The sequence below is a fragment of the Streptomyces sp. AM8-1-1 genome (assembly GCF_032229325.1).
Classification (GTDB): domain Bacteria; phylum Actinomycetota; class Actinomycetes; order Streptomycetales; family Streptomycetaceae; genus Streptomyces; species Streptomyces achmelvichensis.
Map to the genome: position 1 here is coordinate 6038582 of NZ_CP135086.1, position 12843 is coordinate 6051424.

Here is a 12843-nt window from a genome sequence, read left to right on the forward strand (position 1 = left end):
TTCGGCCCTGTGGTGGGGGCCCTGTCCTGCCGAGAACCCATCTTCGCACTTGTTGCCGCAAGGCGGGACCCGGGGCCGTGTTACGGGGGGCACACCGGCGGGCCCTCGCCGGGCACACAGCCGCGGACGCCGGTGGAGCTCCGGGGAGCCCCGCCGGCGTCCGTCGTGTCAGGTCACGTCAGCCGAGGTCACCGGCGGCGACCCGCTCCGCCAGCTTCACCAGGGTGCGGACCGAGGAGCCCGTGCCGCCCTTCGGGGTGTAGCCGAACGGCGCGCCCTCGTGGAAGGCGGGGCCCGCGATGTCGAGGTGGGCCCAGGTGATGCCCTCGCCGACGAACTCCTTCAGGAACAGACCGGCGACCAGGCCGCCGCCCATCCGCTCGCCCATGTTGGCGATGTCGGCGGTCGGGGAGTCCATGCCCTTGCGCAGCTCGGCGGGCATCGGCATCGGCCAGGACTGCTCGCCGACCTCCTCCGCGATCTCGTGGATCGAGGTACGGAAGGCGTCGTCGTTGGACATGATCCCGAAGGTGCGGTTGCCGAGGGCGAGCACCATCGCGCCGGTCAGCGTCGCGACGTCCACGATGGCGTCCGGCTTCTCCTCAGAGGCCTTCCACAGCGCGTCGGCGAGCACCAGACGGCCCTCGGCGTCGGTGTTGAGCACCTCGACCGTCTTGCCGCTGTACATGCGCAGCACGTCACCGGGACGGGTGGCCGAGCCCGACGGCATGTTCTCCGCGAGGGCGAGGTAGGCCGTGACGTTGACGGCGAGCTTCAGACGGGCGGCCGTGACGACGGCGGCGAACACCGCGGCGGCGCCGCTCATGTCGCACTTCATCGTCTCGTTGTGGCCGGCCGGCTTGAGCGAGATGCCGCCCGAGTCGTAGGTGATGCCCTTGCCGACCAGGGCGAGCGTCTTGGCCGCCTTGGAGTGGGTGTAGGAGAGCTTCACCAGGCGGGGCGGGTTCTGCGAACCCTGGCCGACGCCGAGGATGCCGCCGAAGCCGCCCTTGACGAGCGCCTTCTCGTCGAGGACCTGGACCTTGACGCCGTTCTCCTTGCCGGCCGCCGTGGCGACGGCGGCGAAGGCCTCGGGGGTGAGGTCGTTCGGCGGGGTGTTGACCAGGTCGCGGGCGCGGTTGATCTCCTCGGTGAGCGCGATGGCACGCTCGGCCGCGGCCTTGAACGCCTTGTCGCGCGGCTTGGCGCCGAGCAGGGCGATCTCGGCGAGCGGCTGCTTCACGCCGCTCCTGCCGTCCTTGGCGTCGCTGTCGCCACCCTGGTAGGCGGTGAAGGCGTAGGCGCCGAGCAGGGCGCCCTCGGCGACGGCCTCGGCGTCCTCCGACGCCTCGACGGGCAGGGCGAAGGCGGCCTTCTTCGAGCCGGACAGGGCGCGGGCGGCGGTACCCGCCGCGCGGCGCAGCGACTCGGCGGAGAACGACCCGTCCTTCTCCGGGACGGAGCCGAGCCCGACCGCGAGGACGACCGGCGTCTTGAGGCCGGACGGCGCGGGGAGCTTGGTCACCTCGCCCTCGGCACCGGTGGCGCCGAGGGTCTCCAGGACGGCGGCGAGCTTTCCGTCGAACGCCTTGTCCACGGCCTCGGCGCCCGGCGCGACGACCGGGCCCTTGGCGCCCTTCGCGACACCGACGACGAGCGCGTCGGCGCGCAGCGTCGCAGCGCCGGCAGTGCTGAGAGTGAGAGCAGTCACGGTGGTGATTTCTCGCTTCCGTTGAGATCCAGAGCCGTAGCGGCCGTAGAGAGGGACGGGTCGACATCCCAGCCCGACAAGAGCCTACGCGCGGTCACATGTATCGCTCACGGCGGCAGTAGTTCACTCATCCGTGGCGTCTGTTTCACGTTTGGGCCCGAGGCTTCGAGACCTCAGTCACACTCGCTGCATTCAGGCAAGGGAGCGCGGGGTTCCTTTGCATCATCTCCACAGGTTCTCCGCATATTTCGGATGGGCGGACGACCGTGCGAGGGGGGAGAAACATGGCCACTACTGGACTGCGCGCAAGCAGAGCCGCCGCGGCGCTGCTCACGGCCGGCCTGCTGGTGACGGCACTTCCGGCGGCGGGGGCCGTCGCCGCACCGGTGCCGCGGATCGATCTGACGGTGCTCGTCGTGGACGACGGGGGCGGCGCGGTCGAGGCCATCGTCTCGGAGCTCGAGGAGACCGGCGTGCCCTACCGCACGCTGCGCCTGGACGACCCGAACCGGCCCACCGTCAACGCCGCGTTCCTCAGTGACACCGTCAGTGGCAGGCCGCGCGCCAAGTTCCAGGGCGTCGTCGTCCCCGACGAGGACCCGTTCGGGGCCACCACCACCGCCGGAGCCGCCGAGAACGCCGCGCTCTTCGCGTACGAGACGGCCTTCGGCATCCGCCAGATCGACGCCTACACCTGGTCACACCCGGGGGTGGGTCTGGAGTACACCGACAACGGCGGGTGGGTCGGCGTCCTGGACGGCGTGCAGACCTCGGTGACCGCGGCCGGACGCTCCACCGGACCGTTCGGCTACCTCGACGGACCGCTCACGTTCGAGGACAACTCCCCGCTCGTGCCGGAGAGTTACGGCGCGGCCGGCAAGCCGCGGGCGGGCTACACCAGCTATCTCGACACCGCTGTCGGCGACGGCGGCGCACGCGGCAGCCTGCTCGGCGAGTACGCCCACGACGGCCGGCGCGAACTGGTGGTGACCTTCGCCTACAACCGCTACCAGAAGCAGTACCGCGCTCTCGCCCGCGGCATGGTCGACTGGCTCACCCAGGGCATCCACCTCGGACAGAGCCGCAGTTACTTCTCCGTCCACGTCGACGACGTCTTCGCGCCCGACGCGCGCTGGGACTCCGCGCGCAACTGCACCCCCGGCGACATCGACTGCACCGGCGCGGGCGAGCAGACCCCGGACATCCGGATGACCGCCGCCGACGCGCAGTACGCCGCCCAGTGGCAGCGCTCCAGCGGCTTCACCCTCGACATGGTCTACAACGCCGGCGCGGGCGAGGAGTGGAAGGCGGAGAACGGCGGCACCGACGCGCTCACCGCCCAACTGCTCGCCGACCGGGCCCAGTACCGCTGGATCAACCACACCTACACGCACCCCTTCCTCGGCTGCGTGCAGGACGTCTCGGTGGTGCCCTGGCAGTGCTCCAAGGACGCCGCCGGCACGATCCGCTGGACGAGCCGCGCCGAGATCTCCGCGCAGATCCGCGACAACAACACCTGGGCCACCCGCAAGGGCATCTCCTACGACCGCACCGAGCTGGTCACGGGCGAGCACTCCGGGCTGAAGACCCTGCCGCAGCAGGCTCAGGACAACCCCAACCTCGCCGGGGCGCTCGCCGACAACGGCGTCAAGTGGATCGCGAGCGACAACTCCCGTGAGCCGTCACAGCGTTCGGTCGGATCCGCACTCACCGTGCCGCGCCACCCGATGAACGTGTACTACAACGTCGGCACGGCCGCCGAGATGGCCGACGAGTACAACTGGATCTACGCATCACAGGCCGACGGCGGCAGCGGGGTCTGCGAGACCAACCCCGCGTCCACCTGCCTGGCCGAGCCGCTCGACACGGCCACCGGCTACGCGGACTACATCGTGCCGCAGGAGGCACGCATCGCACTCGGCCATGTCGTCGCCGGCGATCCGCGGCCGCACTACGTGCACCAGTCGAACCTGGCCGAGGAGCGCCTGCTCTACCCGGTCATCGACAAGATCCTCGCCGACTACCGCGCCCTGTACGCGGACAACGCCCCGCTGGTGAACCCGCGTCAGCGTGACGTCGGCGTCGAGCTCCAGCGCCGGGCCGCCTGGGACAAGGCGGTCGCCGACGGCAAGGTCACCGCGTACCGCATCGGCGACACCGTCACCGTCAAGGCGCCGTCCGGAGTGACCGCGCCGATCACCGCGCCCGAGGGCACGCGCAAGCAACTCGTGCTGGGGACAGGAGTGTTCGGCGCCGCCTACGCGGGGACGCGCTCCGCCTGGACCGCGCCCGAGCTGCTCCAGTCGGCCGTCACCCTGAAGCTGCCGACCGCCTGATCCGCGAGCCATCACCCACGGGCGGCCGCCCGGACCGACCGGCGGCCGCCCGACGCAGGACCACGGCCACATCCGAACGACCGCAGTACTGGGGGGACACACGCATGCCGAGCCGCGGCCGACATGTCACCATGCTCACCGAAGGCACCTATCCGCACGTTCACGGGGGTGTGTCCACCTGGTGCGACCAGCTCGTGCGCGGCATGCCCGAGGTGGACTTCCGGGTCGTCGCCCTCACCGGCACCGGCCGTGAGCCGGTCACCTGGGAACTGCCGCCCAATGTCTACCGGCACGCGGCCTTCCCGCTGTGGGGGCCGCTGCCCGGCGGACGGCGGCTCATCGGCCGCGACCGCCGCCGCTTCACCGACGTCCACGAACGCTTTCTGCTCTCGGTGCTCGACCCCTCCGCGGGCTGCGACTTCGGCGAGAGTCTCGACGAGCTGACCGCGTACGCCCGGGCGGGCCGGCTCTCGGCCGCACTGCGTTCGGAGTCCGCCCTGCGCTCGCTGATGTGGATCTGGACCATGCCGCATCTGGAGATATCCGCCTCGCGGCCGAGCGTGCACGACGCGCTGACCGCCACCGACCTGCTGGAACACGCGCTGCGGCCGCTGTCGGTCCGGATACCCGGCGACTCGGTCGCCCACGCGGTCAGCGCGGGGCTGGCCACCCTGCCGGCCCTGGCCGCCCAGCTGTACGACGGGGTGCCCTTCCTGCTCACCGAGCACGGCATCTATCTGCGCGAGCGCTACCTCGGCTACCGGGTCCAGGCCCAGCACGCCCCCGTGAAGGCCCTGATGCTCGGCTTCTACCGGGAGCTCAACACCCTCGGGTACCGGCGGGCGGACCTGATCACCCCGTGCAACCAGTACAACCGGCGGTGGGAGGAGCGGGGCGGAGCGCCCGCGGACCGCATCCGCACCGTCTACAACGGCGTCGACCCGCACGCCTTTCCCCAGGGCGGCCCCGAGCCCGATGTGCCCACCATCTCCTGGGCCGGGCGGATCGACCCCATCAAGGACCTGGAGACGCTCATCCGGGCCTACGCCATGGTGCGCGCCGAACTCCCGGACGTGCGGCTGCGGTTGTTCGGCGGAGTGCCCGCGGGCGGTGAGGCGTACCGCACCCGGCTGGAGAAGCTCGCCGCCGAACTGGGCGTCGTGGACGGCATCTCCTGGGAGGGCCGGGTCACCGATGTGGCACGCGCGTACGCGGCCGGCAGCGTCGTCCTGCTCTCCAGCATCAGCGAAGGGTTCCCCTTCTCGCTCATCGAGGCGATGTCGTGCGGGCGCGCCACGGTGTCGACGGATGTCGGCGGGGTGCGGGAGGCCGTCGGGGACACCGGGATCGTCGTACCGCCGCGCGAGCCCGCGGTGATGGCGAACGCGACGCTCGGGCTGCTGCGCGACGCGGAACGGCGCGCCGAGCTGGGACGGCAGGCACGGCAGCGGGTCGTCGACCGGTTCACCCTGCGCCGCTCGGTGGACGGCTTCCGACGCATCTACCGCGAACTGGCCGGAGCGGCCGAACAGCCCGGCACCCGCGACCTGGTCGGCGCCCGGCGGGCCCTCGGATGAGCGGGCCGCTGTGGCAGGGGCCCGGACAGCACACCGACACGCTTCCGCTCCTGCTGCCCCGCAGGAACGGTTCGCACGCGGCGGACCCGCTCGACGACCTGGCCGAACGGTTCGAGGAGGTCATCGCCGGGGCGGTGCACCCCGACGAGATCGCCGCCGTCCTCGAGTCCGACGGCATGACGGACGACCACATCCGCCTCACCTACGGCCGTCCGGACTCCTTCGCGATCGCCGAGGAGCTCTACGACCGGGTGCCGCGCAGCTTCCCCGAACCACCTCGGGAAGCGGCCGGCGTGTGGCACGCGGGCCTGCTCGGCTGTCTGCTGCGCGGACTGGTCTTCGCGCTGCCGGGCCTCGCGTACGTCCTGGGCGCACCGCTGCTGCGGGGAGCGAGCCTGGCGCCGCTGCTGGCCGGTGCGCTGACCGGCTGGGTGTGGAACCAGGCGCTCTCGCACCGGGCCTATTCCTGGCTCGGTCTCGGGGACCGGGGCGCGGCCGCACGGTCCCTGATGCTCGGTGCCCCGGCAGGCGCGCTGCTGGGCGCGGCGGTGGCGACGGCGTCGCCGGGCCAGTGGCAGGCGGCCGCCTTCGCCGCCGCCCAGGCGCTGTATCTGTCGGCGGCGACGGTGCTGCTGGTCCTCGGCCGTGAACGGGCCCTGCTGTGCGCGCTGTTGCCGATGACGGCGGGCGCGGTCTGGGCGATGCGTTCCGATCTGCCGGTCGCGCTGCGCACGGCGCTGCTGCTGTGCTCGCTGGCCGCGGCGGTCGCTCTGGCGGCCGTCGCCCTGGCCCGCACACCGCGGACACCGGTTCCTGGTGGGAGCGGCCCGCGCGTGTGGGCCGCCCTGCTGCGGCCGCGACGCCCGCGACCGGAGTCCCGCCGTGGCGACGGGGTGCCCTGGTGGCGGCCGCCGTTCGCCCGCACCGGCGCGCGTCCGGCCGGGCCGGTGGCCGGGAACACCGGACCCGGTGCCGACGTCCTCGTGATGCCCGGCGCCGGTGCCGCCCTGCCGGCGCCCGTGCGACGGCCCGTGGAGCGGCCCGCGCGTCCCGTCGGACCGCGCCTCGGCGCGTCCGTACCGTACGGACTCTTCGGGCTCGGTACCGGCGTGCTCGTCCTCTACACCGCGCTCGGGGACGTCCTCGCCGAGGGCCCCGGCGCCGTCGTCGCCGCACCCTCAGCCGTCGCGCTGACCCTCAGCATGGGGCCCGCCGAATGGCTTCTGCACCGCTTCCGCGGACGGGCCGTCGCCGGACTGCGCGCCAGCACCACGGCGCACGCCTTCCGGCGCCGCGCCGCGGCCGTCCTCGCCGAGTGCCTCGCCGCGTTCCTGGCCGTGCTGTTCGTCCTCGCGCTCGTGGTGACCCTGCTGTGGCCCGACGCGCCGGCGCTGTCCGGAGCCCGCCTCAGCACCCTGCTGCTCATCGGCACCGTGCTGTGGACGGGGCTGCTGATGCAGTCCTTCGGGGCCGTCGTCGCGGCGGCCGCGGTGTGCTGCGCGGCCGCGGCTGCCCAGACGGTCGCGCTCCTCGCCGGCCTCGGCAGCCCGCAGGTCGTGGGCCTCGCCGTCGCGGGTGGCACGGCGGCGCTCCTCGCCGGGCTCGTCTGTGTTCTGCTGGGGCGGGCCACCGCCCATCGCGTATGAGGGACGAGGTGTCGTGAAAACGCTGCTGGTGCCGTACTACGAGCATCCCGCCGAACAGCCCGGCGCCTGGGACGCGTTGGTCGCGGCAGCACCGCGGCTGCACGGCGTGGTGCTCAACCCGGCGTCCGGGCCCGGCGAGGCGCCCGACGCGGCGTTCGCCGCCGCCGCGCTGCGGCTGCGGGAGGCCGGCGTGCGGGTCCTCGGCTACGCCGACACCGACTACGCCCGACGCCCGCACGCCGAGGTCGTCCGGGACCTGTTGCGCCACCGCGACTGGTACGGCACCGACGGCGCGTTCCTCGACCAGGTGTCCGCGGACCCGGGGGCGCTGCCCCACTACCGGCGCCTGGCCGTCGCCGCCCGCGCGGCCGGCTCGGCCTCCCTCGTCCTCAACCACGGCGTGCACCCCGACCCGGGCTACGCCGATCTCGCCGATCTCCTCGTCACCTTCGAGGGCCCGTGGGATTCCTACCGCGCCCTCGACGTCCCGGCCTGGACGGAGGGCCATCCGCCCGATCGCTTCTGCCATCTGGTGTACGGCGCGCCGCCCGGCGCCCGCGCGAGCGCGGCGGTGCACTGCGTCGTCCCCGGCACGGGCGCCCACCCCTGGGGCACCCTCCCGTACGCGCTGGAGCCGGCCCGGTGAGACGTACCGCCCTGCTTCTGGTGATGCTGCTGCTCGTCCTGGCCGGCTGCACCAGCACCCCGGACGCCCCGGAGAACCCGGACGGCCGGCCCTCCGGCGGGCACTGGCGGCCTGAGCCGGGCCTTGCCTGGCAGTGGCAGCTCAGTGGACGGCTCGACCCGGCCGTGGACGTGCCGGTGTACGACATCGACGGCTTCGACCACCCCGCCTCCGCGGTCGCCGACCTGCACCGGCGCGGCCGTAAGGTCATCTGCTACCTCTCGACCGGCGCCTGGGAGGACTTCCGTCCCGACGCGGGCAGATTCCCGAAGTCCGTACTCGGCCGCGGCAACGGCTGGGAGGGCGAGCGCTGGCTCGACATCCGCCGTACGGACGTCCTCGGACCCCTGATGGCCGAACGCATGGACATGTGCCGGAAAAAGGGCTTCGACGCGGTCGAGCCCGACAACATGGACGCCTACGCCAACGCCACCGGCTTTCCCCTCACCGCCGCCGACCAGCTGCGCTACAACCGTCTGATCGCCCGTCTCGCCCACGACCGCGGACTCGCCGTCGGCCTGAAGAACGACCTCGACCAGATTCCCGAGCTGGTGGGGGACTTCGACTTCGCGGTCAACGAGCAGTGCGCGGAGCACGACGAGTGCGACCTGCTGACACCGTTCGTACGGGCGGGCAAGGCGGTCTTCCACGTGGAGTACGAACTGCCGACCCGTGACTTCTGCCCGGACGCCCGCCGGCTGAGGCTCAGCTCGATGCTGAAGAAGTACGAACTGGGTGTCTGGCGCCGCGCCTGCTGAGGCCGTGGTGCCCGGCCCCCGCCTGCTGAGGCTGCTGTGCCGGCTGCCCGGCTGCGTCAGCCGAGCACCAGCACGACCAGCGACACCGTCGCCGCCGTCTCCGCGAGCGCCCCGAACACATCACCCGTCACCCCGCCGAACCGGCGCACGCAGTGACGCAGCAGCAGCTCGGCGCCCGCGAGGCCGGCCAGGACCCCGAGCGCGTGGTGCAGTACTCCCGTCACACCGAACACCGCACCCGCCGCCGCGCACACCGCGGTGACCGCGGCCGCCAGGGCCAGGGCGCCGCGTACGGGCACCACCCCGGCGACCGCCGCGCCCAGGCCCTCGGGGCGGGCCGCCGGGACGCCGGTGCGCGCGGCGAGGGTGAGGGCGAGACGGGCGGTGACGGCGGACACGGCAGCGCCGAGCGCGCCGTACGCCCAGCCCTCGCCGTACAGCGCGGACACGGCGGCGACCTGCGCGAGCAGGACGAGCAGCAGGGTGATGACCCCGAACGGCCCGATGTCGGACTGCTTCATGATGCGCAGCGCGTCGTCGGCGGGCTTGCCGCTGCCGAGGCCGTCGGCGGTGTCGGCCAGCCCGTCCAGATGCAGTCCGCGGGTGAGGACCGCGGGGACGGCGACCGTGGCCACCGCCGCGAGCAGCGGCCCGGAGCCGAGCAGGGACAGCAGTCCGCCGGCCGCGGCGGCGAGCAGGCCCACGGCGAGGCCCGCCCCCGGGGCCCAGAGCATCCCGGCGCGGGCGGCCTCCCGGTCCCAGCGCGTGACGCGCACCGGGAACACGGTCAGGGTGCCGAGGGCGAAGCGCGGGCCGGCCAGATCGTTCACCGGCGAAGGGTAGCCCGGCCCGACAGACGGTAAATTGCGCATATCTCACAAATCGGGAGCGGGTGGCATGGGTCACTGGTTTTACCGCAACATCGTCGAGCCGGGGAAGCTGCCCATGTTCCTCGCCCTGGCCTCCTTCATCCTGACCTTTCTGATCACCCGGGTGATCACGCGGATGATCCGGGCGGGGAAGGGGCCGTTCCGCAACGTCCGGCCGGGCGGCATGCACATCCACCATGTGGTGCCCGGCGTCATCCTCATGGTGATCGGCGGCTTCGGCGCCGTCGGCAGCAGTCGGTACGGCGCGGGCGCCTACATCTGGGCCGTCGTCTTCGGCATGGGCGCGGGGCTGGTGCTCGACGAGTTCGCGCTGATCCTCCATCTCGACGACGTCTACTGGAGCGAGCAGGGACGCCAGAGCGTGGAGGTGGTCGTCCTCGTCGCGTCCCTGGCCGTGCTGATCCTCAGCGGCTTCTCACCGCTCGGCGTCAACGACATGAGCGCCGACGAACGCCAGGACCGCCTGTCGTTGATCACCACCCTGGTGATCAACTTCCTGCTGGTCCTCATCACGCTGTTCAAGGGCAAGGCGCGGATGGCCGTCCTCAGCGTCCTGGTGCCGTTCGTGGCCATCTTCGGCGCGATCCGCCTGGCGAGACCCAACTCGCCGTGGGCCCGCCGCTTCTACCGGAAGCGGCCCAAGGCGCGGGCGAAGGCCACACTGCGCTCCTACCGCCACGACCGCCGCTGGGACCGGCCCCGCCGGAAGATGCAGGACCTCATCGGGGGCGCTCCCGACCGGCCCGCCATCACCGAGCGCTGACGGGCCCGGCGCCGGCGCAGCGCAGAGACGGCGCACAGCACCAGGACGGCGGCGATCGCGGCCAGATGCTCCTTGCCCGCGAGATTGTTCTTGACCAGCACCTCGGCGATCATCGCGAGCACCACCAGGGCGGCCGTGAACCAGGCCTGGAAGCGCACGCAGACGACGACCGCGAGACCGACGACGGCGGCCGAGGGGCCGGTGTCGACGACCTGGGCGTCGGAGGCGGGCAGCCCGATGGCGCCGCCGAGGTGGTCGGGACCGAGTGCGATGCCGATGCGCGCGTATGTCGTACCGGCCAGCGTGGAGACGTACGCGACGACCAGCGTCCGCCACCGGCCCAGACAGATCTCCGCGACCCCGAAGACCAGCAGGATCTGGCCGAGCGCACCCCACACCGGAAGGTCCAGCGCGGGCACGAACAGCGACAGGGGGGTGCGCAGCAGCGCCACCCACACAGGGTCCTCCGCCCGGACGAAACCGATCGTGCGGACCGGGCCGTAGCCCCAAGACTGCTGCTGCACCAGCTGGAGGACCGCCGTGAGGCACACCGCCCCGAGGGTCAGGGGAACCGCCCGCCACTTACGGGTGACGAGCGCCTCCCGGACCGTCGCGTACAGCAACCCCCACTCCCGGCGGGCGAACGCCCGGACCGTCATCGGCGCCCGGTTCCGAGATGGCTGCGGTGCATCCACCGGGGCAGTCCGGGTGCCTCCAGGAAGCCCTCGGCGCGAGCCGCGGCGATGCCGATGCGCAGGAGGTCGGCGCTCTTCTCGAAGAGCAGGAAGCGCGGTTCCCAGATGGGCCGGTACTTGGCGTTCGCCCGGTACAGGGACTCGATCTGCCACCAGCGGGAGAAGAAGCTCAGCAGCGAGCGCCACAGCCGCAGTACGGGTCCCGCGCCGAGCTTCGCGCCGCGCTCGAAGACGGACCGGAACATCGCGAAGTTCAGCGAGACCTGGGCGATCCCGATGTCACCGGCGCTCCGGAGGAGTTCGATGACCATGAACTCCATCAGGCCGTTCTCGCAGTCCCGGTCGCGCCGCATCAGATCGAGGGAGAGCCCCTTCGGGCCCCACGGCACAAAGCTGAGGACCGCGCGCAACTCGCCCTGGCCGTCGGTGCATTCGAGCATCACGCACCGGCCGTCGCCCGGGTCGCCGAGCCGTCCGAGCGCCATCGAGAAGCCGCGTTCGGTGGCGCCGTCGCGCCAGTCGTCGGCGCGGGCGAGCAGGGTGTCCATCTCCTCGGCGGGGATCTCCTCGTGGCGGCGGATGCGCACGGAGTACCCGGCGCGCCCGACCCGGTGGTACGCCTGGCGCACCGTCCGCATCGCGCGGCCGTCGAGGGTGAAGTCGGAAGTCTCCACGATCGCCTCGTCGCCGAGCTCCAGGGCGTCCAGGCCGTGCCGGGCATAGATGGTCCCCGCCTCCTCGCTCGCGCCCATCACGGCCGGGATCCAGCCGTGTTCGCGTGCCTCGGCGAGCCAGGGGGCGATCGCGCCCGGCCAGGCCTCCGGATCCCCGATCGGGTCGCCGGACGCGAGGGAGACCCCGCCGACGACCCGGTAGGCGACGGCGGCCTTCCCGGTGGGGGACCAGACCACGCTCTTCTCGCGGCGCAGGGAGAAATAGCCCAGTGAGTCCCGGTCGCCCTGGCGCTCCAGCAGCGCGCGCAGCCGTTCCTCGTCCTCGCCGGTCAGCGGGTCGACGGCCCGGCGGGAGCGGAACGCCGCGTACAGCACGGCGAGGAGCAGCAGCGTGGACAGCACGTTGACGGTGACATCGACCCAGCCGGGCGTGGCGATCTCCGGGAAACGCGCGTCGTCGGCGGCCAGGGAGACGAGCCGCATGGTGCCGTAGCGCCAGCGCTCCAGGAAGGTGGATCCGCCGCCCGCCGTATTGGTGACGGTGACGAGGGCGGCGGCCAGCAGTGAGGTGACGAGGAGCCCGCCGGCCGCGACGGCCGCGGCGAGACGGGGGTTGGTGCGGTCGCCCTTCGCGTAGAACTCCCCGCGGCCGAGCAGCAGCGCGAGGACGAAGCCGGCGGTGAGAGCGAGCGAGACCCAGTTCTGCGCATGCTCCCGGATACCCGCGTCGACGGCGACGGCCAGGGCGAGGAGCAGCAGGAAGGAGCCCGCCAGGGCGAGGTTGAGAATCCACGCGGCCCGCTTGCGGCGCCGCATGGTGACCGCCAGGAACAGCGCGAACGCGCCGGACGCGAAGCCCGCGGTCAGCAGATAGGGCGTGAAGTAGTCGTCGACGTTGTGCCGGCGGACGTCCTGCCCGAGCGAGACCCAGACCGCGCTCAGCACATTGACGAAGGTCACCGCCCTCAGGTACCAGACCGCGAACGCCGCGCTCCGCCGGGAGCGGTCGGCGCCCCGGCTCGTGCCGCGGTTCGCCTCTTCGCTGGACAAACGGACCTCTCCCATGAAACGCGATGATATGGGGCATCGCGGGTCATGGTGGGCGAGG

The 12843-nt window shown here is 72.6% G+C and carries 10 protein-coding genes; 6 read left to right on the forward strand and 4 right to left on the reverse strand.

Annotated elements, in window-relative coordinates:
* Positions 1–178 precede the first annotated feature (178 nt).
* Complete coding sequence (locus tag RPQ07_RS26890) at positions 179–1711, reverse strand: leucyl aminopeptidase (RefSeq protein WP_313946772.1); 1533 nt, start codon at positions 1709–1711, stop codon at positions 179–181.
* A gap of 284 nt (positions 1712–1995) precedes the next feature.
* Here RPQ07_RS26890 and RPQ07_RS26895 point away from each other — a divergent pair, with 284 nt between their 5' ends.
* From RPQ07_RS26895 to RPQ07_RS26915, 5 genes are all read left to right on the forward strand, one after another.
* Complete coding sequence (locus RPQ07_RS26895; RefSeq protein ID WP_313946773.1) at positions 1996–4047, forward strand: hypothetical protein; 2052 nt, start codon at positions 1996–1998, stop codon at positions 4045–4047.
* Positions 4048–4151: 104 nt separating this feature from the next.
* A complete protein-coding gene (gene pelF / locus RPQ07_RS26900; RefSeq protein ID WP_313946774.1) occupies positions 4152–5624 on the forward strand; it encodes a GT4 family glycosyltransferase PelF in 1473 nt (490 codons plus the stop codon).
* Positions 5621–7270: a hypothetical protein gene (locus tag RPQ07_RS26905; protein WP_313946775.1), complete on the forward strand. Its 1650-nt coding sequence runs from the start codon at positions 5621–5623 to the stop codon at positions 7268–7270. The genes pelF and RPQ07_RS26905 overlap by 4 nt, the downstream gene beginning before the upstream one ends.
* Before the next feature lie 13 nt (positions 7271–7283).
* Positions 7284–7916 carry a spherulation-specific family 4 protein gene (locus RPQ07_RS26910; RefSeq protein WP_313946776.1) on the forward strand — a complete coding sequence of 211 codons (633 nt, stop codon included), beginning with the start codon at positions 7284–7286 and terminating at the stop codon, positions 7914–7916.
* A complete protein-coding gene (locus RPQ07_RS26915) occupies positions 7913–8713 on the forward strand; it encodes an endo alpha-1,4 polygalactosaminidase (RefSeq protein WP_313946777.1) in 801 nt (266 codons plus the stop codon). Before RPQ07_RS26910 ends, RPQ07_RS26915 begins: the two co-directional genes overlap by 4 nt.
* A gap of 56 nt (positions 8714–8769) precedes the next feature.
* Here RPQ07_RS26915 and RPQ07_RS26920 read toward each other — a convergent pair whose 3' ends face one another.
* Positions 8770–9585, reverse strand: coding sequence for an adenosylcobinamide-GDP ribazoletransferase (locus RPQ07_RS26920; protein ID WP_313946778.1), 816 nt, complete (start codon positions 9583–9585; stop codon positions 8770–8772).
* 25 nt (positions 9586–9610) lie between these two features.
* Here RPQ07_RS26920 and RPQ07_RS26925 point away from each other — a divergent pair, with 25 nt between their 5' ends.
* Positions 9611–10366 (forward strand): hypothetical protein, encoded by a 756-nt coding sequence (locus RPQ07_RS26925; protein WP_313946779.1) that lies wholly within the window; start codon positions 9611–9613, stop codon positions 10364–10366.
* On the opposite strand, the gene RPQ07_RS26930 is transcribed toward RPQ07_RS26925, so the two are convergent.
* Together RPQ07_RS26930 and RPQ07_RS26935 are read right to left on the reverse strand one after the other, a co-directional pair.
* Complete coding sequence (locus RPQ07_RS26930; RefSeq protein WP_313946780.1) at positions 10273–11025, reverse strand: hypothetical protein; 753 nt, start codon at positions 11023–11025, stop codon at positions 10273–10275. The two genes, RPQ07_RS26925 and RPQ07_RS26930, sit on opposite strands and share 94 nt — an antisense overlap.
* Positions 11022–12800, reverse strand: a complete 1779-nt coding sequence (locus tag RPQ07_RS26935) for a phosphatidylglycerol lysyltransferase domain-containing protein (protein ID WP_313946781.1) — start codon at positions 12798–12800, stop codon at positions 11022–11024. The genes RPQ07_RS26930 and RPQ07_RS26935 overlap by 4 nt, the downstream gene beginning before the upstream one ends.
* Positions 12801–12843: the final 43 nt, after the last annotated feature.